Raw genomic sequence first — 25051 nt, 5'->3', positions numbered from 1 at the left:
GTTTCACTATTAAAATCGTCTTTTAATGTCCCTAAATCAGGATGTTGTTAGGAATTAAGCCTAGTTACTCCCACATTTGTTTAAAATACACAACAGATGAAAAATAAAGGATACGACCGAAGACGATTCTTACAGCTGGGAGGATTGGCCGCTGTTGCCAGTACAATTTCCCCTGCGCTTTATGGAGCCGGATTATTTAACAAATCTGATGCTTCTACACTTTTTACGGAAGAAGAGAAAATCCGACTTTTCTCGAACGAAAACCCTTATGGGCCGGGAGAGAAGGTCATGGATGCTATTAATTCTCAGATAAAAAGGGTAAATCATTATGCATCCTTTCATCAATACGATACAAATCATTTAAAGGAAGCGATTGCAACGAAAAACGGGATTAATACCGATCAAGTGATCTTAGGGCATGGCTCTTTCGATATACTTCGCATGCTTACGAGATCATTCGGTAATACCGAAAATAGTTTAATAATGCCAGCACTAACTTTTAATGTGGTAGGGCGATTTGCTGATAAGGTATTTGATCATAAGCAAATAGAAATTCCATTAGATTCAGAAATGAACATTGACCTTAAGGCTACAGCAAAAGCGGTTACCAATGAAACAAAACTTGTGTTTATCTGTAATCCTAACAATCCAACAGGAAGAATTTTAAAAGCTTCAGAACTAGAAGATTTTTGTAAGGAAGTTGCTTCGGAAGAATGTGTGGTCGCTATTGATGAAGCATATATCGATATGGTAGCACCTTCAGAAAGACCGGATACTGTTAAATTATTGCTTCAGAAACATAACGTCTTAATCCTTCGCACTTTTTCTAAGGCTTATGGGATGGCTGGATTAAGAGTTGGTTACGCTATGGGGTTGCCGGAAACGGTAGAAAAGATCTATGGTGAGCACTATACATTTAACGGACTTATCAATACGCTAGGCGTTGTGGCTGCCATTACAGCGTTGGAAGATGATACTCATGTAAATGCCTTCCGAAGTAAAAATCTAGAAGTAAGATCTTATACAGAAAATGCATTGCGGTCTATGGGTATCGAATTTCTACCAAGCAGCACTAACTTTTTACTTATAAATATAAAGGAGATCGAAAAATATAGAAATAAACTAAATGATGCTGGAATTTCACCTGTTGGTGGAAGTGGAAAAACTTACCCTAATTGGTCCCGAATTAGTATAGGTGATCAAAAAACGATGGAAAAATATATCTCAGTTGTTCAAACAATGGATTGGCTGGTTAAATAAAAAGAATTCAAATGAAAAAACACATCTTATTAGTTCTAGCATTATCAACCTTATTCTTCGGATATGCACAATCTGACGAAGAACTGGCAATTAAAGCAACGCTAAACAACTATATACATGGCAGTTCTTACAATGAAATTGAACAATTGGAGAGCGCCTTCACCGAAGATGCAACACTTTACCTGGTTTCAAGAGATACTTTAAAACGATATTCCCCTGTAGAGTATACAAATTTCTTTAAAAAACGGGTTCCTGGTGAGTACAACGGTAGAAAAGGAACAATCTTAGAAGTAGCAGTCATAAAAGATATGGCTACGGCTAAGGTGGAGATTTTAATAGAAAAATCTAATACCCGCTATCTGGATATTTTCCTTTTGAGGAATATTAAAGATTCCGGCTGGAAGATTATTAGTAAAACCGCTACGATTGTGGATGATTAGCAAATAGCTAACTATTCAGTGCGGCCATCAATTTTTTAAGTAAGTCCGATAATTGTTCTTTTTCCGAGTTGTTTAAAGTCTGAACAGATGTTGTGGCTTCGGAAAACCGTGTTTCTATGGCTTTATCGATGATTTCAATTCCTTTTTGAGTTAGGCCGGCACGCCTTATTCGTCCATCTGAAGAATCCGGTGCGCGATAAATAAGATCCAATTTTGTGAGACGATCCAATAAAGCGGTCATTGCTCCTGAGGTGATTAATACAGACATCATTAACTCTTTTGGAGTAAGTTCATAGGGACTACCCGATCGTCTTAGAGTAGCCAGAACATCGAGATCGGTATAGTAAATTCCACTTTCCTGAAGTGCTTTCCCAGCTCTCTTTTCTAGTGTCTTCCCAAGTTTAAGGATTCGACCCACAATGTGCATAGATGAAGCGTCCAGATCCGGGCGTTCCTTTTTCCAGTCACTAATTAATGTGTCGATAATATCATTATTCTTAGTGTTCATTTATTGATAAATTTTTCCTTTTGAAAATAAAAGTACATTAATATATCTTTATATCAAGATAAATTTTATATTTACAAAGTATCTTTATGTAAAGATATTTAATTTATACAATTCTATGAAGTCTTTTCTTACAATTATTATATCCATTTCACTGTTCCTGTCTGCATCTATCGCGACGAGTCAGCCTATTAATCAAACACTAAATACAAATTTCTCTTATCCCGAAACCATTCTTCCCAGCGACACAACTAAACTATGGCTAGCAGAAGGTGATCCCACAAATCAAATCGTAACTATATTTTTACAAGGTGGTCCGAAAGATGATTTGGATTTCGAAACCAGAAAGAAATCAAGCTGGCGATACTTGCCAGAATACGATAAATATTACGCTATTCATCTTCATCAATCGAACACTCTAAACCCTGCCATGTTTGCATACGACTGTGATTTTACCATGGCCATGGCGAGAAAAGAAGTTGATAATTCTTCCGAAATTCTATACAGAGCAATCAAACATTTTAAAGATTTAGATAAAACAGTTTATGTAATGGGTCATTCTTATGGTGCTTTTATCATTCCTCATTATTTGGCTACAAGACCTTCCATAGCAGATAAATATTTTATTATTTCAGGAAGAATCGATGATCCAAAAGTCGTAGTTAAAGCTCATAAAAAAGGTTTTAACGGGATTTATAAAAACGGTGTTACATTTATTTCAGATGAAGGTGCCAAAGATTACAGCGATTATAACGGTTGGGCACTAAAATATTATATTGCGAAGCAGCGAATTAAAGCAGCAATTGGCGAAATTTCGTATTCGAAGGCTCTTAAAAACGTAGACCTCTCGGACGTAACTTATATCTACAATCCTAATGATGACCGCGTTGGTGGCCTAACTGAATCTGAATTAGAATTTCTAAATTCAAAATCAGTTTCAACGTTTTCTGTCGACTGGGAACATGGTTATACAATTCGAGGTTTGGTAGATTTAGTAAAGGCCGGAAAAATTGACCTATAGAATTTTAGGTATTTTTACATTACTAGTACCTAGCATCTAAAAAACGAATCCGCCACATATGAAAAATTTCAGATTACTACTAACACTATTTATTTCTACCTCTTTTCTTTTCATTAGCTGCGGGGAAAATAAAACAACCGATAAGACTAAAACAATAGACGGGGTTTACACATCTATAGGCTACGGTCACTTGGTGAAAATTGAATCAGGGAATTATTTAGTGGCAGATATTACTTCAATTTCATGTATTCCGTTAATGAGTGGTGATGTTTCCGAGTTTGGTGATTCGCTAAAGTTGAAAAACGATACGCTCAGTTATCAGGATGGCATTAACACCTATTACTTCACTAGAATCGAGGATAGCCCAGCTATTTGCAAATCAGAACTTTCCGAAGAAAAGAAAATGGATCCTGAATATAATTTTGAGGTTTTGTGGGAAAACTTCAAAGATCATTACGCTTATTTTGAGCTTCGGAAGGTGAATCCTGAAGAAACCTATGCTAAATACAGAGCTAGAGTCAGCAATGAAACGACCCAAGCAGAATTATTCGTAGTGTCATCCGAAATGCTCGAAAGCTTTCATGACGGTCATATAAGTATATCCGCTTCGGAAGAAGTAGAAAAAGCAGCTGCAAAAATGAAGTCTGAAATCACTTCCGAAGCAACAGAAAACGAAAAAAACGAGCTGACTAAGCCTCGACTTCGAAAGTGGGAGGTTTCAGAAAAAGTCGCCGAAAAATACATTCCTGAAGGCACTTCTATTAAAAATGGAAATCTGAGATGGGGAATATTGAAAGACAATGTAGGATATCTACAACTGAATCAGATGATGTGTTTATCAGATTATAATCTTAGTGATACCCTGTCTTATCGTGATTATTGGATGGCCTATATGGAAATCGCAGATGAAAGTGCAAACGATAATGAAGATGAGATCGCGGGAACTATCAGCTCCATGGACATCATCATGAACGAACTTGGTAATACCGCAGCCATGATTATCGATGTACGTTTTAATGGTGGTGGAAAAGACGAAGTTGGTATGGAAGTTTTAAAACGATTTAATGAAACAGAAAAAGTGGTTTTTACCAAAAAAGGCAAATTGGATGAAGGTTTTACAGCCGTAAATAAAGTAATACAGCCTGCTTCACAAAAACCTTACAAAAAGCCCGTGTACCTGCTGATTAGCGTGGAATCTGCCAGCGCCACCGAAATTATGGCGCTTAGCGCGTTATCTATGCCCAATGTCACACAAATTGGTTCTAACACAGAAGGTGTTTTCTCTGATGTATTAGATAAAGTCCTTCCTAATGGCTGGGAATTTGGATTGTCAAGTGAGGTGTATTTAGACTTGAATGAAATTAATTACGAAAGTATTGGCATCCCACCAGACGTTGAAATAGGATATCCCAGAGATCCGCAGGAATTTCTTTATAAAGTGATAGACGATTTAGATTCTGGGGATTTGGCGATAGAAAAGGCCTTATCCATGTTTACGAACTAGTGCATATACTTATCTATCTTCTCGCAAATAAAAAACCGACACAAAAGGATTTAAGCAACTGAAATAGCACGAGATACAACACGATTGAAATTATGTTATTATCTTTAAGTATTCTAAACTAATCCTTATGAAAGACTTCGATTGGACAAAATTTACACGAAAAATTGCAATAAATGCTACTATAAAAGAACTCTATGATGCCTGGACAACCGCTTCAGAAATAGAACGCTGGTTTTTGGAACGCTCCGTCTATAAAAATTCAGAAAATAAAGAAATTCCGAAGACAAAAAGAGTAGAAAAAGGAGATTCGTATGTATGGTCCTGGTATTTATATGAACCCACGGAAGATGGAAAGATTACCAAAGCGAATGGTAAAGATCATCTTCAATTTACTTTTGCCGGTGACTGCTTGGTGGATGTCGTACTTACAGAGAAGGAAGGCAAGGTAATAGTAACCCTTACCCAATCTAATATTCCTGTTGATGATAACTCGAAAAAAGGTATAAGATTGGGATGTGATTCTGGTTGGTCCTTTTATCTCGTAAATTTAAAATCGGTTTACGAAGGTGGTGTCGATCTTAGAAATAAAGACGAAAGCCTAAAAGGGATGTTGAATGCATAGTTCAAAACGAGTATTGTTTATATTCAATCAACTATTTTAGTACTAAATAACTACAATTTCATCATGTTAGAATTAAGGCAAAACTGCGAAAATTGCAATAAAACACTTCCTCCCAACAGCACCGAAGCAATGATTTGTACCTATGAGTGTACCTTTTGCAAGGATTGTGTAGATAATGTACTTCAAAATGTTTGTCCGAATTGCTCTGGAGGTTTCGAAAAACGCCCTATTCGCCCAAAAATTGAATTAGAAAGCAATCCTCCTACTGACATAGTTGTTTACAAACCGGTAATTATGGAAAAGTTTCAGATTTTATTAGAAAAATATGTAAATATTCTGCCTAATGAGCGATAATTAAGGAAGATAAAACCTCGCAGCAAGCATGAAAATTTCGAAGGAAATAAAAAAATATATCAATCAGAGTGTGCTTTGCTGGCTTGCGACATCTTCTGCAGATAATACACCCAATGTTTCGCCAAAAGAGATTTTTTCAGAATTTGGGGAAGATGCTATTATTATTGCCAATATCGCTTCCCCTCAAAGTGTTCGTAATATCAAGGAGAATAAAAAGGTTTGTATTAGCTTTATAGATGTACTGGTACAAAAAGGTTTTCAGTTGCATGGAACTGCCACCCTCCATACTAAAAAGGATTCCGATTTTACAACTATGGAGAAGGTGCTTCTGAAAATGACGGAAGGTAAATTTCCCTTTGCATCTATTATCAAAATCACGATAGAACACGCTAAACCAATTATTGCTCCTAAATATATCTTATATCCGGAAACCACTGAATCACAACAAATTGAAAGCGCTAAGAAAGCGTATGGATTTTAACTTGAAGATAAATCAGCTAAAAAATGACAAGAAAATATATTAGTTCAGGTTCAAGCTTCGAAATGGAGATTGGGTATTCTCGTGCCGTCGTTGATGGCGATTGGATATTTGTTTCAGGCACCACGGGATTCGACTATTCCAATATGACCATTGAGGATGATATTGTCGCACAAGCCGAACAATGTTTTGTAAATATAATTGACGTTCTTGAAAAAGCAGATTCCGGATTAAAGGATGTAGTACGCGTCTTATATATAGTGCCTGAAGCTTCCGAATTTAAGAAGTGCTGGCCCACTTTGAAAAAATACTTAGGGAATGTAAAACCTGCGGCAACCATGATTTCTGCAGGATTGGCAGACCCAAGAATGAAGATTGAAATTGAAGTAACAGCCAAGAAACACGGCTAATTTAAAGCATCATTTCCATCTCGAATTGATCGATGGTATTTTCCATTCCAATTTTATCTAAACAAGCGATTAATTCAATTCTGCGATCATCAATATTGTTGATTTTAATTGAAGCAGCGATTTCAGTTACGGCCGTTAAAAGGGCTTCCAAGTTCTTGGATTTTGCTTCAAGCTGTGCTATATATCCGTTTGAAGGATTGATTACGAAAGAACCAACATAATTATCCTCTTCAAGCTCGTTCACCAAATAACATTTATAACTTTTCCCGGAAAGCTGAATGGCTTCATGACAATTATCCCATGAATACGGAAATTGAGGTTTATTTACTATTTCGGAAAGTTTTACTTCTCGAACTTCCAATTGCTGATTACCGACGGATTTTGGTTCACCTTTATAACACTTCATCCGTCTTGTAATACTAAATCCTATACGTTCATAGACTCTTATGGCTCTTATATTTTTATCAATTACTTCCAGTTTGCATTTTTGTATTCCGTGTTTTTTTAACTTCGGAAGAGCAAATGCATACATTTTATCTACAATTGCTTGTCCACGATACTTCTGAAGCACTCCTGTTCCCGAGTTAAAAGCAGTTTTCAATCCATCATTGGTATCAATTCCATGAACTATAAATGCCACTAGTGTACCTTGTTCAAAAACTCCAAATGACAACGACAAATCAACTCTAGCTGCCTTAAATCGTTGTTCCCAGAACGAAACTTCCGAAGGCAAGGGCACAAAATATCCTTCAAATGAAGACACCAAACAGTCAACAATATCGTTTAATGAAATTCCTTCCAGACTTTTGATTACCATAACTTATTTATTCTAATGACCTTCTTTTAAAATAAAAATTTACTAGCCTATCTTCACCATTAACTTTCCCTTCAATCCAAGCATGGATAGAGTCTTTCACCGGATTTGTATAGTTTATTCGCTCCGGAAAATCGTGGTTCTTATTCTCGAAAGTAAACTGTCCAACTTTGGAAGGAATCATAGTAAATGTAACCGGTTTATCATCATTTTGATCGTAAGCCACGGCTGTAAACGCTAGTGTTTCGCCATTTTGCTGAAGTATTACCTGCTCAGCAAAAACAGTGTCCTTACCAACCTGCGTATAACTGAAAGCAGTATAGGTGCTATCGTTTTCTTTTTTCCAACTTTCTTTAGAATACTCCTGGGTTGTTTCGTTCTCCCAATCACCAAGCAGCCACTGCATTGCTTCGAGTTTTTCAAAATTCCTTTCAATTGTTTTTACTTCGGAAGCTTCCTTTTCTTTGACTTGATTGTTACAACTCAATGTAATTCCAACCATCATTATAAAGGGTATGGAACTACTTAAGGCAAACTTTTTCATATATATTTTATTCATGAGATTCTAAGTCCGTTTTTCACTTTTAACCCTGGCTCTAACAAAGTAACTTCTTTTCCTTCAACTGCACCCAGAACCAAGCATTCACTCATAAAAGGTCCTATTTGTTTCTTCGGAAAATTAACAACTGCTATTATTTGCCTGCCAATTAATTCTTCCTTCGTATATCTTGTAGTAATTTGTGCAGAGGATTTTCTGAAACCGATATCATTTCCGAAGTCAATAATAACTTTATAGGAAGGATTACGTGCCTCAGGAAAATCGGATACTTCAGTTATTGTTCCTACCCGCATTTCTACCTTTTCAAATTCGCTCCAGGAAAGATCGTTCATATACTTCAGATTGGTTAAAAGAATACTGACCTCAATTATGATGATACTATCGTTTTTCTTCCGAAGTCATTCAAACCTAAATTTACAACATTTTGGGATTACTCATAGCGAACAATTTCAGAATACAATGCGTTTATTTTCAAGAGGTTAAATAAAAATTTTATATTTTTAGTAGTTGGTTGTCCAAATAATCATATAACGAACGTCATATTAATGTTATAGAACATTTTAATTAAAATCATTATATCATGAAAAAAACAATCCTAATACTGGTAGTACTATTTCTAGGAAGTGCCAGTTTCAGCTACGCCCAACTTCAACAAACGGAACGAGATATTGCAATTGAGGAATTATCAAAAACTAAAGCACATTTGCTCGAATCACTCGACGGACTTAGTGAAGAACAACTAAATTTTAAGGCAGCCCCCGATTCATGGTCAATTGCCGAATGTGTTGAGCACATTGCATTGTCTGAGAATAATATTTTCGGATTATTAGAAAAAAGTCTTGAAACCGAAGCAGATCCTTCAAAAAGAAGCGAAGTTGCCATGACCGATGAGGCTATTCTTATGATGATAGTCGATAGATCCAACAAGCTTAAAACCCAAGCTCCTTTTGAGCCTACCGGAAAATTTGGTTCTCACGATGCTACGCTTAAAGCTTACCTCAGCAAAAGAAAAGAAAATACAGACTTTGTAAAAAATACAACTGAAGACTTACGCAATCATTATGCACAATTACCTTTTGGCACTATGGATGCCTATCAAGTACTGTTGTTTATGTCGGCGCATAATGAACGACATGTATTACAAATTGAAGAAGTTATGGATGATGAAGATTTTCCTTCTTCTTAAATTCTGAATTTTAGAGAATAATAACAAACCTGCTCTCAGCTACTTTTAGCTCGAGAACAGGTTTGTTTACAATATGAATTAGAATAAGCGAATGAACGCAAAAATGTTTAATCGTTGGTATGCATGCGTAACTTCTCAATCATCTCTCTGGAAACCGGTCCTGAATCTGCACCATAAGTATCTACAAGCAGGCCTTTTTTTCCATCGTTGGTTTCTATCACGAACAAAATAGTGTTGTCTCCCGGATCGGTCATTCCTTCGAATCGATAATATTTAATAACGTCCAATTCACAAGATTTCCATTCTGTTTTTAATGATTTCGAGTGCAAACCATTTTTCGCTAAATTAAAATCAACCGTGTATCCTTCATTCTGCAACGCTCCAATAGCAACCGAAAGTGATGTATATGACTTTTCCATGCTTCTTTTTATTAGTTTCTTAAAGTTACGAGACATAATAGACACAGACAAAAATTTATATATTCTTTATGATGTTGTAACTTTGAGCTATATTCTTGCACTAATTCTGAAAAGATAACTTATGTCACTTACCCCTTCAAATATGTTAGCACTTGGTACAAAAGCACCCGATTTTTCACTGGTGGACGCTTCGACAAACAAACTAGTGACTCTAAATAGCATAAAAGGTGAAAAAGGTACTGTAGTAATGTTTATCTGCAACCATTGTCCTTTTGTAAAACATGTGAACGATGAACTAGTAAGAGTTTGCAATGATTATAGAGTTACCGGCTTTGGATTTGTCGCTATTAATAGTAATGATGTCGACAATTACCCGGAAGACAGCCCTCAGGAAATGTGGAATACGGCTAGAAAAGAAAATTACTCTTTCCCTTACCTTTATGACGAAACACAAGAGGTAGCCAAAAGCTACAAAGCGGCCTGTACCCCAGATTTTTATTTATTTGATGATAATTTAAAGCTCATCTATCGCGGACAATTAGACGATTCCCGTCCGGGAAATGGGATCCCGGTTAACGGTAGAGATCTGAGGGAAGCATTAGATAATGTTTTAAATAACAATCCGCAGCGAAAAGATCAAAAACCCAGTATTGGTTGCAATATTAAATGGAAGTAATAAATATTTGACGTCGAAAGTTACTGAACACTACTCACCGATCACTGTAAACTGTAAACTGTAAACTGTAAACTGAATATTACTCATTAAATTTTAAACGTTGAGTGTTCCGTATTAGTAAGGTGTTTTCATTCTAGCGTTTCAATAGATAAGAACCTATTTCCACCCTTCTCTTTTTACTAAAGTTTCGATGTGGGCATAATGATGATTGCAATGCCAGGCGTAGATTCCTGTATTTTCTGCAAGGGTCACCTTTTCCTTTTTATCTGGATGAATAAACTCTCTTTGAAAATCCTCTGGTTTCATACCTTTTAATAAAAAAACAAGTTTGGCATGAAGTGCTGTTAACGCAGGAAGCGTAGTTTCAATAGGTGCCGTAGCTCCGTCAAATAATTTTGCCCAATCGGCTTCATTGTAAACCTTTATTAATGGTGTTTCTTCTGTCAAAGCCCATTTATATCTCGAATAACTATTGTGATGACTATCATAGACATGATGGATTACTTGCCGTACCGTCCAACCATCGGGGCGATATTGAGTATTTAATTGTGCTTCGGAAAGATTTTCGACCAATGAAGCCAATCGATTTGGAAAATGCTCTAAGATCGAAATCCAGGCTTCCAGTTTTTCAGAATCAATATTCGAAGGGCAATCAAATTTGCCGATGGGGTATTTTAATTTTTCAATATCCATCTTATAAAAATACAAAACGCCTTAGTCTCCTAAGGCGTTCTGAACTTATTATTTCTGAAAGTTTTTTCTTTCTATTCGATGTGAAAATTATCCCTTTACATTCATCAATTCGACATCAAAGATCAGCGTTGCATTGGGAGGAATAACTCCGCCAGCACCTTGTTCACCATATGCCAAATTCGATGGAATTACAAATCGAGCCTTATCACCTTGGTTCAAAAGCATGATTCCTTCATCCCATCCTTGTATCACCTGTCCTGTTCCTACTGGAAACTCGATAGGATTCCCTCTTTTGTATGAATTATCAAATTCTTGTCCGTTTGCCAGCATTCCTTTATAATGAACAGCAACTGTTTGTCCTTGATTTGGTTTTACACCTTCTCCCTTCTGAATGTGTTTAAAATATAAACCACTTTCAGTTTTATCGAAGCCTTGAACCAGATCTTTCATCGAATCTTCTTGTGCCTTATTAGCCGCAGCTTCCCGCTCTGCCTTAGCACCATTAAATTTTCTGAAGGATTCAACAGCATTCCAATCTTGAGCTTCTTTCCCAACTCTAATAATCTCTACTGTTTTCATACTGTCCCCCTGAGCAACAGTATCAACCACATCCTGTCCTTCTATCACATTACCAAATACAGTATGCTTATTATCTAACCAATCTGTAGGTACATGTGTGATAAAAAATTGACTTCCATTAGTCCCCGGACCTGAATTTGCCATTGAGAAAACTCCAGGCTTATCATGTTTTAATTCTGGATGGAATTCGTCCTCAAACTTATAACCCGGCCCTCCGGCTCCTGTTCCAGCAGGATCTCCTCCCTGAACCATGAAATTAGGGATTACTCTGTGAAATTTTAAGCCGTCATAGTATGGCGTTCCTTGTGGTTTCGCGTTGTTTTCTAAATTTCCTTCTGCTAACGCCACAAAATTTGCAACCGTTCCCGGTGTCTTTTTGTAGGTTAATTTTCCAAGAATTTCTCCTTTTTCAGTCGTTATTTTTGCGTAAATACCGTCTTGCATTGCTTACTAGTTTTTTATGAGCGGCAAAGGTACGGATTGCTTTTGAAATAAATAGAACGGATAATAGGATTGTTATAAATGAAAAGGATGATGTAAAAATCTAATTTGCAACCTCACTAATAAACTTGATTCGATACAACCGAAGCTCTTCAATATCATAATCACCGTCGAATTCTTCCATGGCGATTTCAATATTATCATTCTCTGCTTCCAGAAAATACTCGTGTATCTCTTCTTGTTGTTCCTCATCGAGTAAATCGTCTATCCAATAACTAATATCGAGTTTGGTGCCGCTATAAACAATGGCTTCCATTTCCTTAATTAGGTCACTTATTTCCAAGCCTTTCGCAGAAGCGATATCGGTAAGGGGTAATTTTCGATCTACATTTTGGATTACATATAATTTAATAGCACTATTACTTCCAGTAGTTTTCACAACAAAATCATCTGGTCGTAGTATATCATTTTCATCAACATACTTTTGGATAAGCTTCACAAAAGATTTTCCATATTTTTTAGCTTTTCCCTCGGCAACGCCATGTACATTTGCAAGTTCCTCAAGACTTGTTGGGTATTTTAAGGCCATATCTTCAAGTGAAGGATCCTGAAAAATCACAAATGGGGGTAATTTTAATGTATCTGCCACCTTTTTACGTTCGGCTTTAAGCAATTTGAAGAGCTTATCATCGGCAACGGCTCCGCTCATCTCTGAGACAATAACAATATCATCATTTGCCTCTTTGAACGAATGATCCTCGGTCATCAAAAATGAAACCGGCGATATAAGGTAATTCTTTCCTTCTTCCGTTAGTTTTACCACACCATAGGTTTCAATATCTTTCTTAAGATATCTTGCGACTAATAGTTGCCTTAACAAAGCCATCCAATAAGCAGCTTCATGCATGTGACCTATTCCGAAGAAATCCTGAGTATCTGTACGATGTGACTTAATCATTGCATTGGCCTTACCAATCAAAACATTTACAATTTCCTTCGATTTATATTGTTCATTGGTTCGATCCACTACAGTGATTAACCGAACCGCATCTTCTTTAGCTTCGTGTTTCTTTTTCGGATAACGCATATTATCGTCCATGGCTCCACCATCTCCGGTTTCATTATCAAATTCTTCCCCGAAATAATGCAAAATAAACTTTCTCCTTGACATGGAAGTTTCAGCGAATGCTACGACTTCCTGTAATAATGCATGTCCTATCTCCTGCTCTGCAACCGGTTTACCACTCATAAATTTTTCCAGCTTCTCAATATCCTTGTACGAGTAATAAGCCAAACAATGCCCTTCTCCTCCATCTCTTCCAGCTCTACCAGTTTCCTGATAGTAACTCTCTATACTTTTTGGAATATCATTGTGTACTACAAATCGGACGTCAGGTTTGTCAATTCCCATCCCAAAGGCAATAGTTGCAACTACCACATCTACATCTTCCATCAAAAACATATCCTGATGCCTAACTCGAGTTTTTGCATCCAGTCCAGCGTGATAGGGAACTGCCTTTACCCCATTTACTTGAAGAATTTGAGCTAATTGCTCCACTCTCTTTCGGCTCAAACAATAAATAATACCACTTTTACCTTCATGTTGTTTTACAAAACGAGTGACATCACCATCCACATTCTTGGTCTTAGGACGAATTTCGTAATATAAATTCGGGCGATTAAATGATGCTTTAAAAGTATTGGCATCCTGAATTCCAAGATTCTTTAAAATATCTTCCTGTACTTTAGGAGTTGCTGTAGCCGTAAGACCGATAATAGGAATATTATCACCGATTCGTTGAATAATAGATTTTAGATTTCTGTATTCAGGACGGAAGTCGTGTCCCCACTCGCTAATACAGTGCGCTTCATCTATTGCTAAAAACGAAATAGTTTGATTCTGAAGAAATTCTACATACTCTTCTTTCGTAAGGGATTCCGGAGCCACATAAAGCAGCTTAGTTATTCCTGCTTCTATGTCGCTCTTAACTTTCTTAACTTCTGTTTTATTCAATGAAGAATTCAATACATGAGCAATGCCTTCTTCCGAAGAGAGCGCACGTAACGCATCCACCTGATTTTTCATTAACGCAATTAAAGGGGAAACTACAATAGCAGTACCCTCATTAATCAATGCCGGTAGCTGATAGCACAAAGACTTCCCACCTCCCGTTGGCATAACAACAAAAGTATCATCTCCGGAAAGTAAACTTTTAATTACCGGTTCCTGGAGTCCCTTGAACTTTGTAAATCCAAAATAAGTCTTGAGTGCTGCGTATATATCAATTTCGCTCACGCCGCTTGGGTTGTTTTAAAAAGAATTAGTTTCAGCCATCAAAATTAATTGTTTATGCAATGGAACAATTGTAATTTTGCAACCAATATTATATAACTGCATCTTATTTGTGTAAAATCTGATCTTTAAACCACATATGATTTAAATTTCAATCTAAATATACTAATTTCTGAATCAGTTACAAACAATCAAAAGCGTAAAATTTTGAACAAAAAAGCCCGAATTATTTCAGTGGCGAGGAAAACCATTGAAACTGAAAGCAAAGCGATTTTTAATCTGTCCTCCCTTGTGAACGAAGAATTCGCTGAGGCCGTTGATTATATTTATAATTCGAAGGGAAGAGTGATCATCACCGGGATTGGAAAAAGCGCGAACATCGCAACCAAAATTGTGGCAACGCTCAATTCAACCGGAACACCTGCTATCTTTATGCATGCAGCCGATGCGATCCACGGAGATCTGGGAACCATACAGGAAAACGACACTGTTATTTGTATTTCAAAAAGTGGTAATACCCCGGAAATAAAAGTGCTGGTTCCACTAATTAAAGCGATTGGAAATAAGCTTATTGCGATCACCTCCAACCGAGAATCATTCCTTGGAACTCAAGCAGATTATGTATTACACGCATATGTTGAAAAAGAAGCATGTCCAAATAATCTCGCGCCCACGACCAGTACGACAGCTCAATTAGTGATTGGTGATGCGCTGGCAATGTGCTTATTAGACCTTCATGGTTTTTCGAGTAAGGACTTCGCGAAATTTCATCCTGGTGGATCTCTAGGTAAAAAGCTCTATCTAAGAGTAAGCAACCTAACCGCTTTAAACGAAAAGCCTGAGGTTCATCCCGATACAGATCTAAAAGAAGTTATTGTTGAGATCTCCAAAAAAATGCTTGGAGTTACCGCTGTTGTTGAGAACAATAAGGTTGTAGGGATTATTACCGACGGGGATCTTCGTAGAATGTTAAGCAAAGTTGACACCTTTAAAGGATTAACCGCAAAAGACATTATGTCTAAAAATCCAAAAATGATATCTAACGATGCCATGGCAGTCGAAGCAATGGAAATTATGGATACCTTTGGCATCACTCAGATCCTCGCTGAAGAGAAAGGAAAATATTGCGGGGTAGTGCACATCCACAACCTTACGAAAGAAGGTATCATTTAATGTCGAAAACCTTAAAAAATAAAAATTCCGAAAAAGAAATGTCATTTCTAGATCATCTTGAAGATCTAAGATGGCACCTCATTCGCGCGACAGGAGTAGTATTGGCGCTGTCTGTAGTTGCTTTTCTAGCGAAGGACTTTATTTTCGATGTGCTAATATTTGGACCAAAAAATCCGGATTTCCCTACGTATAAATTACTTTGCAGACTTGCAAATACAATTGGACTAGAAGACAGCTTCTGTTTTACCGAATCACAATTTCGAATTCAAAGCAGAACCATGTCAGGACAATTTTCTGCACATATATGGACCTCAATAATGACCGGGTTTATCGTTGGTTTCCCTTATGTTATCTATGAATTCTGGAAGTTTATCAGCCCGGGAATGCGTTCTAATGAACGCAGTAACAGTCGCTTCTTTATTGTAATTGCTTCCTTTCTATTCTTTCTGGGAGTGTTGTTTGGATATTACGTAGTCACCCCATTATCAATTAACTTTTTAGGAAGTTACCGCGTAAGTGATCAAGTCTTTAACGATTTTGATCTTAGTAGCTATATTGGTCTCGTTCGAGCCTCGGTATTAGCCAGCGGACTTATTTTCGAGTTACCAATAATCATTTATTTCCTAACTAAAGTTGGGATTGTCACCCCTAAATTACTTCGTACTTATCGCAAATTTGCGCTGGTTGGGGTACTAATTTTGTCTGCTATAATTACTCCCCCGGATATTGCCAGTCAGGTAATCGTTTCGGTACCAGTTCTAATATTATACGAGATAAGTATCTTTATTTCAGCTGCTGTAGTACGAAAACAACGTAAAAGAGAAAAAGCCCATGTCAAATAATATAGTAGAAGAATTTAACGCCTATCGTTCAAAAATGAACGAAAAAATGCTTGCCGATAATAATAAAATCATCAAGCGAATTTTTAATCTGGACACCAACGCATTTACTGAAGGAGCCCTTTCAAAAAAGACAAAAGAACTGTTAGGACTAGGAAATTCACTCGTTTTAAGATGCGACGACTGCGTTCGTTATCATTTGGAAGAATGTTACAAGCTGGGAATAAGCAAGGAAGAAGTAGTAGATGGAATGAGTGTATCGCTTTTAATTGGAGGCACCATTGTAATTCCACATTTACGTCGTGCTTATGAATATTGGGAAGCTTTAGAGCAAAATAATGCCTGATTTTTTCTTCGGAAAATTATATAGTACTTTTAACGTTAACTTATCTGAAGCCAAGTCCGAATGAAATTAAAAGCCGAGAACCTAATGAAATCCTACAAAGGCCGAAAAGTGGTCAAGGGTATCACTGTGGAAGTTAACCAAGGTGAAATTGTAGGGCTTTTAGGACCTAATGGAGCTGGTAAAACCACTTCTTTCTACATGATTGTAGGACTCATAAAACCGAATGGAGGGCGCATCTATCTGGAAGGAACCGAGATCACTAATTACCCAATGTACAAACGTGCTCAAAATGGTATCGGTTATCTTGCGCAGGAGGCATCAGTCTTTCGAAAATTGAGTGTGGAAGATAATATTTTAAGTGTATTGCAACTCACCAAGCTTTCCAAAAAAGAGCAAAACATGAAGATGGAAACGCTCATTGACGAATTTGGCTTGGGTCATATTCGTAAAAACCGTGGAGATCTTTTAAGTGGTGGGGAACGTAGACGTACCGAAATTGCACGCGCATTGGCAACCGATCCACATTTCATTCTTCTGGATGAACCCTTTGCCGGCGTAGACCCAGTTGCTGTGGAAGACATACAACGCATTGTTGCACAGTTAAAGAATAAAAACATAGGAATTCTCATTACCGATCATAACGTGCAGGAAACGTTGGCTATTACAGACCGCACGTATCTAATGTTCGAAGGTAGCATCTTAAAACATGGCGAACCTGAAGAACTTGCAGCCGACGAAATGGTGCGTAAAGTATATTTGGGACAAAATTTTGAACTTCGTAAAAAACGTTTGGAGTTTTAATATTTGGGCATTCCCTCACTACTCCCTCTCGCTCGTAGTTAAGGTCGGGTCATCGCTACTCGCTTCCTCTTTCGCTAAAGGCTGCAGAGGAGAGCTCAAACAAACCGCTCTACCCCTAATGCACTTCTTTTTCTTTCCAGAACAACGAAAGCAGTATATAAAGTAAAATGATGGCCGGAATTGCCATAAATTTCAGAAAAACCAATAACACTACACAAATAAGTAAAAATACGTACCGAATTGCATTGCTCTTGAAATCCCAGGTTTTAAATTTTAAAGCAAATAAAGGAAGTTCTGCATTCAATAGGATGCAACTCAGCAATGTCAATCCTATTAGAAACCACTTATTCAGAATAATCTGTTCTATTCCTTCTGAATACTGAAAATGAAGAATTAGAGGTAAGCTAAGAATCAGAATTGTATTTGCGGGTGTAGGTAAGCCAATAAAGCTGGTTGTCTGTCGAGTATCTACATTAAACTTCGCCAATCTATAAGCAGATGCAACCGCAATTAAAAGTCCGATTAATGGCACAAACGGAATGCTTCCACTATTCCAGTGCATCGATTCCGTGTTTTCAGAGACTAATTGTAATGGTACTCCTTTGGTAGCTTCACTTAACAACTGCACCATTACGATTGCAGGAGCCAGACCGGAAGTAACCATATCTGCTAAAGAGTCGAGCTCAAGACCTACATCGCTTTGCGCGTTTAAGACTCTGGCAGCCAATCCATCGAAGAAATCGAAAAAAATTCCGAAGAAAACAAAAATAGAAGCCGATACAAGATCTCCCGAAACTGCAAATAAAATGGCAACGCAACCACACAATAAGTTAAGTGAGGTAATGATATTCGGTATTTGTTTAATCATATATTTTGATGGTATTTCCTAATAGTTTCAAACAGGATTAGACCTGCTTTTAATTACTATTCGTAATTTAATGTAAAAATAGGAAAGTATTTGCGTCTAATGCCATGAAAACACAATATGTCGTTAAAATTATAGTTTAGTATTCTGTAAATTAATGAGATATTTGTCCAAAATTTCACGCTTGAAGAAGAACCTGTTTTTTGTTTTATTTTTAGTTAGCTGTGCTGCCTTTTCACAAACTGTTCGTAAATACTCAAACGAATTTATGAACATTGGTGTGGATGCCGCTGCCTTTGGTATGTCTAACGCCGTGGTCGCGTCCACATCTGATGTAAATTCTGGCTATTGGAATCCGGCGGGTCTCTTAAAATTGGAAGACAAGCAATTTTCTTTAATGCATGCCTCCTATTTCGCCAACATCGCGAGTTACGATTATGCTGCGTTCGCAATGCCCTTGGATGATAAGAGTGCCGTAGGTTTATCGATTATTCGCTTTGGAGTAGATGATATTCTTAATACTACTCAATTAATTGATGACGAAGGAAATATAAATTACGACCGAATTAGTTTATTCTCAACTGCCGATTATGGTTTCACTTTTTCCTATGCAAGAAAACTCCCATTAGACGGACTACAATACGGTATCAATGCGAAAGTAATTAGACGAGTAATTGGGAAGTTCGCATCCTCATGGGGATTTGGGCTAGATGCCGGAATACAGTTTGAAAATAAGAAGGGATGGCAATTCGGGATCATGGCGCGTGATATTACCACCACTTTTAACGCCTGGTCTATCGATGAAGAAGAATTTGCGACTATTCAAGGAGCAGTAGAAGGTCAGAATCAGGAACTTCCGGAAAGCACAGAGATTACCATTCCAAAACTACAATTAGGAATGGCGAAGAAATTTGTTTATGATTATGATTACACGCTACAAACCGAACTAGACCTCAACGTTCGCTTTGCAGAAACCAACGATATCTTTTCATCTTCTTCAACAAGTATTACGCCTGCTTTAGGACTCGAATTTGGATATATAGACATGATCTTTGTACGAGGAGGTGTAGGGAATTTTCAGAATGTACAACAATTGGACGGCAATGAATCTGTAGGGTTTCAGCCTAATATTGGGGTCGGATTTAAATACAAAGGAATTTATGTTGATTATGCGCTTACGGATATTGGTGATCAGAGTGCTGCCTTGTATTCGAACGTATTTTCTGTGAAATTAGATTGGAGTCTTTTCAGATAATTTCAAATGACTACTTTATGGCTTTTGGAAGTAAAGTTTCTTTAACTTTGTTAATTCAAAAAATAGCTAATCCTTGAACAGCATTGTGATTAAAAAATTCATTCTACTTTTAGTTCTGCTTACAACATTGACTGTCGAAGCACAATTCAACAATTTATCCGAAAATGCAGAAATAAGTATTCTCACTATTGGTCCCGGCACTCAACTTAACGATTCATTTGGCCATAATGGGTATCATGTTTCCGATCCTTCTTTGGGAATTGATCTAGTTTATGATTACGGGCGATACGATTTCAATACCCCAAATTTCTATCTGAAGTTTGCACAAGGCAAATTGTTGTATGAACTGGGTGTTAGTAATTATAATCCTTTCGTAAGCTATTACAAAGGTCAAAACCGATGGGTGAAAAAACAAGTACTCGATCTGACTTCTTCTGAGAAACAGGAGTTGTTTGATTTCCTTCAGAATAATGCCAAGCCGGAAAACAAGAAGTACAAATACGATTTTTTCTATGATAACTGTGCCACCAGGATGCGAGATGTACTTTCAGGAGTACTGGGAGATAAGCTGGAATACAAAACAGACCATATTATTGAAGATTATACGTTTCGGCAACTCATTCAGAAAAATGTAAATGCCAATTCATGGGGTAGCCTAGGGATGGATGTGGCTATTGGTGCAGTAGTCGATAGAAAAGCCTCCCCTCTTGAGTATCAGTTTCTACCCGAATATGTGTTTAAAGCCGCAGAAAATGCAGTTATTCATAGAAATGGCAATGATGTGCCTTTGGTAAAACAAACTGTGGATGTAGTGAGTGAAACGGAAAACATGCCATCATCCAATTTTTTCACAAGCCCCTTGTTTATTTTTGGATGCCTTGGTTTACTCATTGTATTTACAACAATAAGAGACAACAAGAAGCAAACAAGAAGTCGTTTTCTAGATCTTGTTATTTTCTTTGTTACAGGAATTATTGGAATACTATTATTATTACTTTGGTTTGCAACAGATCATTCTGCAACAGCAAACAATTACAACTTACTATGGGCGGTTCCGCTTTCGTTGATATTTATCTTTGCAATTATTAAAAGACACCCAAAAACATGGCTAAGGCGTTATGTATTATTCTTAATTCTGTGTCTGACCTTGCTCACCATACATTGGATTACAGGCGTTCAAGAATTCGCCATTGGCCTATTGCCATTATTGATTGCTCTAGGGATTCGCTATTTGTATTTGATGCAGTATTTTGGAAAACATGAAGTGAGCAGTGAGCAGTGAGCAGTGAGCAGTGAGGAGTGAGGAGTGAGGAGTGAGGAGTGAGGAGTGAGGAGTGAGCAAAATTAAAAAATTGCGCTACATACTACGTTATCCTAACTTCTTTCTTCTCCTTCTCGATACTTTTTCATCACTCCTTATGGTCGGTATGAAAACACTCGAAGTGACAGAGGTTCTCGATACTCCCGAAGCTTCGGGATTTATTCCCTCTGGTCATTAAAAATCACTCCTTCTCGATACTATTTTTATTCCCTCTGGTCATTAAAAATCACTCCTTCTCGATACTATTTTTATTCCCTCTGGTCATTAAAAATCACTCCTTCTCGATACTATTTTTATTCCCTCTGGTCATTAAAAATCACTCCTTCTCGATACTATTTTTATTCCCTCTGGTCATTAAAAATCACTCCTTCTCGATACTATTTTTATTCCCTCTGGTCATTAAAAATCACTCGAAGTGACAATCTTTGGAATTTGGGATTTGAAATTTGGGATTTAATTTTTTACTGTCCTCTATAGAAAATGATCGTACTTAAGGTCTTTATTACAATACTGATATCTAGAAACAGGCTTCGGTGTTTGATGTAATAAAGATCGTATTGGAGTTTTTCTAGTGCGTCTTCTTCCGAAGAACCGTATTTGGCGTTTACCTGTGCCCAGCCGGTTACTCCTGGTTTTACTAAGTGTCGCACTTCGTAAAAAGGAATTTTATCGGAGAGTTCTTTCACAAATACCGGTCGCTCGGGTCTGGGTCCTATTACACTCATATCTCCTAGTATTACGTTAATAAACTGCGGGATTTCATCGAAACGGGATTTCCGAAGAAAACGCCCAAATTTGGTAACTCTGGAGTCGCCGGCAGAAGCAAATTGAGCCCCATCTTTCTCTGCATCGGTCACCATGCTTCTTAATTTGTAAATCTTAAAATGCTGCCCGTTTTTACCAACACGTATTTGAGTGTAAAACAAAGGTCCCTTATTTGCGAAAAGGTTTCCGAAGAGAATAACAGGAAACAAAATAAGTCCGAAAACGAGTCCTATCACTGAAAACAAAAGATCTAATATCCTGTGAAAGAAAAGATAAAGCTTGTTTTGATTACTGCGACTAAATGGGAAAAAATTATAAAAATCCTTATCCACATGCTGTACTGGAATTCGATGCGTAATTTCTTCGTACACCTGAGTATACGCCCGAATAGACAGGCCACCTTCCAATAAGACAATGAGTTTATTGTATAGTTTAACAGTCATCCCACTGGATTGAGGAGTTGCGACAACAATCTCGGAAATTGATTTTGTTCTTACAATTTTGTCGATCTCTTTTACTTTATACTCGTCAAACTCTCTAAAATGAGGGGCCACATATTTCTCTTTACTCGTATTGATAAAACCAACAACTTTATAATTGGGATCCGATTTTTGAAGGGAAGTCACAATGGTGTCAATATCGGATGCATCTCCAATGAGTAATATCCTTTTAAAAAATCGAGGTGCCGAAACCAATACTATATATGCATATCGCCAAAGAAAAAGCGAAACATTTACCGAAATATAGAAATAAACAATCTGCAATCGATTTACAGGCAAAGTTGGAGTGAAAAAGGGTGTAAGTAGATAAAAGAGTACTGTTACCGAAGATGTAAGGATTACATTCTGAACTACAACTTCGAATTTGCTCGCCTTCTGCAAGTCATAAAGTTCAAAAATAGTAGCAAAAATTGTAAGGTATAGTCCTAATACAATAGACCAAACCCAGTGTGTAGAATTAATCTTAAAGTAATCGAAATCAAACACTTGACCTACTATATAAAGCAGTCCCAATACACTTACTACGTCCAGTATGCGCAATAGTACTTTTCTTTCCGAAATATCAAAGTGAATACTAGACTTTTGGTCCATGATCTGGTTTTGGCATGTGCAAAAATAAGTATTTATTCGTTCAAAAGGACATGCCATCGGACTTTTACCTTTTGCCAGTCGAAGGTTTCTATACTTTTTCGTGCATTTTTGGAGATCGTAAGCCCTAAATCGGGTTCGTTAAGAAGTTGATTTATAGCTTTTTCAATTGCTGCTGAATCATTTGGCGGCACTAGAATTCCGGTCTGTTTGTCGGAAATTAAGTGCGGAATTCCCCCTACATTTGTGGATATTACAGGAAGTCCGAGCGCCATTGCTTCAATCACACTCACCGGTGTATTATCGAAATTCGTAGTATTTATAAAAATATCATGATCTTCGGAAAGAAGTAACCATTCCGATTTTTTCAATTTTCCTGTGAACGTGACTGGGAGATTCCGCTTCTCTACTTCCTTTTCACACTTTTCCAGAGAACCATCTTTTTCCGGTCCAACCATGGTGAGTGAAACGTCTATTCCTTTCTTCTGAAGTAATTCGACCACATCCAAGGCTAGCAACGGATTGTAAATTTCTGTAAACGAACGCACCCATAAAAGTTTAGGTTGCAATTCCTTCCGAAGTAAAAAAGGATAATTTTCTAGTTCAATTGAATTTGGAATGTGGGTTAGATTATCAAAGCCATGCGATTTAAACGCTTCTATCAAATACATTGATGGAGAAACGTTTGACTTGGCATTTTTAAACAATTTTCTTGACAACACCGGACTCTTTTTAAGTCGGTCGGGTAGATTTCCACCATGTAAAATAGGAATGTAGTCCAATCCAAGCATTCTACACAGTTTTGCTACAGCCACTGCATAATAGAAATTTTGAGTGCTGTAAGTATCTATTAAGACAACTGATACCTTTTTAGAATAGCGTAAAACCGCCCATAGCATATCTAAGAACCGAAGCAGTTTATTTTTAAAGGAGGACGCAGTGTATACTTTATAGTCTTCTTCTTCCAATAAGGTGCTTAAACTATCAATAGTCGATGCCGTAACGCCTTTGGTGCTTAATTTATTTCCTACGTAAAGCAGGCTTCTTTTTTCCATCGATTAATGTTATTAAGCAGAGTCCGTAAACAAATGCCGGTGCAGCGATTCGCATAGACGAGTGATTGATCGTTAAAAACCAGAATGCTAAAAAGGAGAACAGAAAGAAATTTGATCTATTTCTAATCCTAAAAACCATAGGCGTTATAAATAAAATCATGAGTCCGATAAGACCTAAAATTCCATGCTCCGATAACATCCTACTGGTTTCATTATGCGTTGCTGAGAGTATACCTGTCCTTTCAAATCGGTATTCTTTAATTTTTCCAACACCAATTCCAAAGATCGGATTTTCAAAGAAAGCAGATAACTCAGAATCGATTAATTCAGATCTTCCTGTCGTGATATCGCTTTTTAATCTTCCAGCGGCATCTTCATTCGAATACCTATTAATAATAAGGCCCGATGTAAAAATTACAGAAACAAACCAAGTTCCAACTAATACAGCCGAAATAATTCCAACCTTAGGCAAGAGACTCGCTTTTTTATCGGCAGGAAGCCATTTAAAATAAAAGTAGAGAAACAAGAGCGCGCAAATTGCTGCAGTAAACACTCCACCACGCGAAAATGTAATAATTGCCCGATAACTCATTAGGCCTAGCAAAACCAGATCTACAATATTGACCATTCGGTTTTTTACCGTTAGTAATCTGGAAAATAAAATAAACATTCCCAATCCAAGTATTGTTGCCACCTGATTCGGTCCGTATCCACCGGAAGCCTCGAAGTTAGATCCTGTACTAGTTAGTGAATCCCTTAGATCTGGTGTATAGAGATACAAATAGACGATCATAGTTATTAAAGGAAGATAGATACATACTAATATTATTTGAAGCCGTGCAAAATTCATTTTTCGATCGTAACAATAAAGGGCACTTGTAGCTAAACAAATTGGGCCACTTAAATTAAAACCGATGGCATTAGCAACGTTAGCATCGTAAGATAAATTTATTGCCGAAAATATAATCCCGGGAACGAGGAGGAATATAAAGAAAATATAAGGCCAGGATTTTCGATGAAATCCTCTATAAAACATACCAATAAATAGAAAAGCGATTACTGCATACTTAGCAAACTCATACGAAAACGAAGTGCCTGTCATACGTGATAGCACTTCAAAACCCATAATATAAGCAGCAGCCATTAATGCTTCGTCCTGTCTGTTGTTATTAGACAACAATAAATAAAGAAAAAACAAGATTACAAGGGGTAATATCAGTTTAGCCAGCAGAGGAAAAATAAAGATTCCTACTCCCATAGCAACATGCAATGCAACCAACTGAGTGTAC

29 protein-coding genes are annotated in these 25051 nt (G+C 37.2%); 17 read left to right on the top strand and 12 right to left on the bottom strand.

The annotated features are described in order from the left end of the window. The first annotated feature begins 96 nt into the window (after positions 1-96). Complete coding sequence (locus BXY75_RS13880; RefSeq protein ID WP_121908358.1) at positions 97-1260, top strand: pyridoxal phosphate-dependent aminotransferase; 1164 nt, start codon at positions 97-99, stop codon at positions 1258-1260. Between the two features lie 11 nt (positions 1261-1271). Beyond that, complete coding sequence (locus tag BXY75_RS13875) at positions 1272-1700, top strand: nuclear transport factor 2 family protein (protein ID WP_121908357.1); 429 nt, start codon at positions 1272-1274, stop codon at positions 1698-1700. A 7-nt stretch (positions 1701-1707) separates the two neighbouring features. On the opposite strand, the gene BXY75_RS13870 is transcribed toward BXY75_RS13875, so the two are convergent. Next, positions 1708-2208: a MarR family winged helix-turn-helix transcriptional regulator gene (locus BXY75_RS13870; RefSeq protein ID WP_121908356.1), complete on the bottom strand. Its 501-nt coding sequence runs from the start codon at positions 2206-2208 to the stop codon at positions 1708-1710. 115 nt (positions 2209-2323) lie between these two features. On the opposite strand from BXY75_RS13870, the gene BXY75_RS13865 reads away from it, so the two are divergent. From BXY75_RS13865 to BXY75_RS13840, 6 genes are all read left to right on the top strand, one after another. Then, positions 2324-3226, top strand: a complete 903-nt coding sequence (locus BXY75_RS13865) for a hypothetical protein (protein WP_121908355.1) — start codon at positions 2324-2326, stop codon at positions 3224-3226. Between the two features lie 58 nt (positions 3227-3284). Then, entirely contained in the window at positions 3285-4730 is a 1446-nt protein-coding gene (locus BXY75_RS13860; RefSeq protein ID WP_121908354.1) for a S41 family peptidase, read from the top strand. Positions 4731-4857: 127 nt separating this feature from the next. Continuing rightward, complete coding sequence (locus BXY75_RS13855) at positions 4858-5352, top strand: SRPBCC family protein (protein ID WP_121908353.1); 495 nt, start codon at positions 4858-4860, stop codon at positions 5350-5352. Between the two features lie 63 nt (positions 5353-5415). After that, complete coding sequence (locus tag BXY75_RS13850) at positions 5416-5706, top strand: DUF1272 domain-containing protein (RefSeq protein WP_121908352.1); 291 nt, start codon at positions 5416-5418, stop codon at positions 5704-5706. Positions 5707-5734: 28 nt separating this feature from the next. Further along, positions 5735-6187, top strand: coding sequence for a pyridoxamine 5'-phosphate oxidase family protein (locus BXY75_RS13845; protein ID WP_121908351.1), 453 nt, complete (start codon positions 5735-5737; stop codon positions 6185-6187). Between the two features lie 23 nt (positions 6188-6210). Then, positions 6211-6594, top strand: coding sequence for a RidA family protein (locus tag BXY75_RS13840; RefSeq protein ID WP_121908350.1), 384 nt, complete (start codon positions 6211-6213; stop codon positions 6592-6594). A 1-nt stretch (position 6595) separates the two neighbouring features. Here the strand turns inward: BXY75_RS13840 and BXY75_RS13835 are convergent, their stop codons facing one another. From BXY75_RS13835 to BXY75_RS13825, 3 genes are read right to left on the bottom strand one after another with little or no spacing between them, the layout of a single operon-like run. Continuing rightward, positions 6596-7411: a GNAT family N-acetyltransferase gene (locus tag BXY75_RS13835; RefSeq protein ID WP_121908349.1), complete on the bottom strand. Its 816-nt coding sequence runs from the start codon at positions 7409-7411 to the stop codon at positions 6596-6598. 7 nt (positions 7412-7418) lie between these two features. Further along, positions 7419-7952: a DUF6265 family protein gene (locus BXY75_RS13830; protein ID WP_211331826.1), complete on the bottom strand. Its 534-nt coding sequence runs from the start codon at positions 7950-7952 to the stop codon at positions 7419-7421. A gap of 11 nt (positions 7953-7963) precedes the next feature. Next, positions 7964-8299, bottom strand: a complete 336-nt coding sequence (locus tag BXY75_RS13825) for a tRNA-binding protein (protein WP_121908347.1) — start codon at positions 8297-8299, stop codon at positions 7964-7966. A gap of 248 nt (positions 8300-8547) precedes the next feature. Between BXY75_RS13825 and BXY75_RS13820 the strand changes: the two genes are divergently transcribed. Then, positions 8548-9153 carry a DinB family protein gene (locus BXY75_RS13820; protein WP_121908346.1) on the top strand — a complete coding sequence of 202 codons (606 nt, stop codon included), beginning with the start codon at positions 8548-8550 and terminating at the stop codon, positions 9151-9153. 107 nt (positions 9154-9260) lie between these two features. Here the strand turns inward: BXY75_RS13820 and BXY75_RS13815 are convergent, their stop codons facing one another. After that, positions 9261-9572 carry a phosphoribosylpyrophosphate synthetase gene (locus BXY75_RS13815; RefSeq protein WP_121908345.1) on the bottom strand — a complete coding sequence of 104 codons (312 nt, stop codon included), beginning with the start codon at positions 9570-9572 and terminating at the stop codon, positions 9261-9263. A 121-nt stretch (positions 9573-9693) separates the two neighbouring features. Here BXY75_RS13815 and BXY75_RS13810 point away from each other — a divergent pair, with 121 nt between their 5' ends. Further along, complete coding sequence (locus BXY75_RS13810; protein WP_121908344.1) at positions 9694-10248, top strand: thioredoxin family protein; 555 nt, start codon at positions 9694-9696, stop codon at positions 10246-10248. A 156-nt stretch (positions 10249-10404) separates the two neighbouring features. On the opposite strand, the gene BXY75_RS13805 is transcribed toward BXY75_RS13810, so the two are convergent. The 3 genes from BXY75_RS13805 to recQ all read right to left on the bottom strand — a co-directional run bounded on the left by BXY75_RS13805 (position 10405) and on the right by recQ (position 14257). Further along, complete coding sequence (locus tag BXY75_RS13805; RefSeq protein ID WP_121908343.1) at positions 10405-10941, bottom strand: YfiT family bacillithiol transferase; 537 nt, start codon at positions 10939-10941, stop codon at positions 10405-10407. A gap of 87 nt (positions 10942-11028) precedes the next feature. After that, on the bottom strand, positions 11029-11964 hold the full coding sequence (locus BXY75_RS13800) for a peptidylprolyl isomerase (protein WP_121908342.1): 936 nt from the start codon (positions 11962-11964) through the stop codon (positions 11029-11031). Positions 11965-12064: 100 nt separating this feature from the next. Continuing rightward, on the bottom strand, positions 12065-14257 hold the full coding sequence (recQ, locus tag BXY75_RS13795) for a DNA helicase RecQ (protein WP_121908341.1): 2193 nt from the start codon (positions 14255-14257) through the stop codon (positions 12065-12067). Positions 14258-14461: 204 nt separating this feature from the next. Here recQ and BXY75_RS13790 point away from each other — a divergent pair, with 204 nt between their 5' ends. The 4 genes from BXY75_RS13790 to lptB are packed head-to-tail and all read left to right on the top strand — an operon-like array spanning position 14462 to position 17413. Beyond that, on the top strand, positions 14462-15427 hold the full coding sequence (locus BXY75_RS13790) for a KpsF/GutQ family sugar-phosphate isomerase (protein ID WP_121908340.1): 966 nt from the start codon (positions 14462-14464) through the stop codon (positions 15425-15427). Beyond that, positions 15427-16269 carry a twin-arginine translocase subunit TatC gene (tatC, locus tag BXY75_RS13785; RefSeq protein WP_121908339.1) on the top strand — a complete coding sequence of 281 codons (843 nt, stop codon included), beginning with the start codon at positions 15427-15429 and terminating at the stop codon, positions 16267-16269. Before BXY75_RS13790 ends, tatC begins: the two co-directional genes overlap by 1 nt. Then, positions 16259-16612 (top strand): carboxymuconolactone decarboxylase family protein, encoded by a 354-nt coding sequence (locus tag BXY75_RS13780; protein ID WP_121908338.1) that lies wholly within the window; start codon positions 16259-16261, stop codon positions 16610-16612. Before tatC ends, BXY75_RS13780 begins: the two co-directional genes overlap by 11 nt. Before the next feature lie 60 nt (positions 16613-16672). Then, positions 16673-17413 carry an LPS export ABC transporter ATP-binding protein gene (gene lptB, locus BXY75_RS13775; RefSeq protein ID WP_121908337.1) on the top strand — a complete coding sequence of 247 codons (741 nt, stop codon included), beginning with the start codon at positions 16673-16675 and terminating at the stop codon, positions 17411-17413. A gap of 115 nt (positions 17414-17528) precedes the next feature. Here lptB and BXY75_RS13770 read toward each other — a convergent pair whose 3' ends face one another. After that, entirely contained in the window at positions 17529-18281 is a 753-nt protein-coding gene (locus BXY75_RS13770) for a CDP-alcohol phosphatidyltransferase family protein (protein ID WP_121908336.1), read from the bottom strand. A gap of 181 nt (positions 18282-18462) precedes the next feature. Here BXY75_RS13770 and BXY75_RS13765 point away from each other — a divergent pair, with 181 nt between their 5' ends. From BXY75_RS13765 to BXY75_RS17170, 3 genes are all read left to right on the top strand, one after another. Further along, the gene (locus BXY75_RS13765; RefSeq protein ID WP_121908445.1) at positions 18463-19533 is read left to right on the top strand and encodes a putative type IX sorting system protein PorV2; all 1071 of its coding nucleotides are present in this window, start codon (positions 18463-18465) and stop codon (positions 19531-19533) included. Positions 19534-19618: 85 nt separating this feature from the next. Then, positions 19619-20815 carry a lipoprotein N-acyltransferase Lnb domain-containing protein gene (locus BXY75_RS13760; RefSeq protein ID WP_121908444.1) on the top strand — a complete coding sequence of 399 codons (1197 nt, stop codon included), beginning with the start codon at positions 19619-19621 and terminating at the stop codon, positions 20813-20815. 70 nt (positions 20816-20885) lie between these two features. Then, entirely contained in the window at positions 20886-21032 is a 147-nt protein-coding gene (locus tag BXY75_RS17170; RefSeq protein ID WP_170152901.1) for a hypothetical protein, read from the top strand. 283 nt (positions 21033-21315) lie between these two features. Here BXY75_RS17170 and BXY75_RS13755 read toward each other — a convergent pair whose 3' ends face one another. Genes BXY75_RS13755 through BXY75_RS13745 form a run of 3 tightly spaced genes read right to left on the bottom strand, consistent with a single transcriptional unit; the run spans position 21316 to position 25041 of the window. After that, positions 21316-22710 carry a sugar transferase gene (locus BXY75_RS13755; protein WP_121908335.1) on the bottom strand — a complete coding sequence of 465 codons (1395 nt, stop codon included), beginning with the start codon at positions 22708-22710 and terminating at the stop codon, positions 21316-21318. A 32-nt stretch (positions 22711-22742) separates the two neighbouring features. After that, positions 22743-23762 carry a glycosyltransferase family 4 protein gene (locus BXY75_RS13750; RefSeq protein ID WP_121908334.1) on the bottom strand — a complete coding sequence of 340 codons (1020 nt, stop codon included), beginning with the start codon at positions 23760-23762 and terminating at the stop codon, positions 22743-22745. Next, positions 23728-25041, bottom strand: coding sequence for an O-antigen ligase family protein (locus tag BXY75_RS13745; protein WP_245962978.1), 1314 nt, complete (start codon positions 25039-25041; stop codon positions 23728-23730). The genes BXY75_RS13750 and BXY75_RS13745 overlap by 35 nt, the downstream gene beginning before the upstream one ends. Between the last annotated feature and the right edge of the window lie 10 nt (positions 25042-25051).

The organism is Ulvibacter antarcticus (assembly GCF_003688405.1).
Taxonomy (GTDB): Bacteria; Bacteroidota; Bacteroidia; order Flavobacteriales; family Flavobacteriaceae; genus Ulvibacter; species Ulvibacter antarcticus.
The sequence above is the reverse complement of the archived record's forward strand: the minus strand, read 5'-3'. Positions and strand labels throughout refer to the sequence as shown.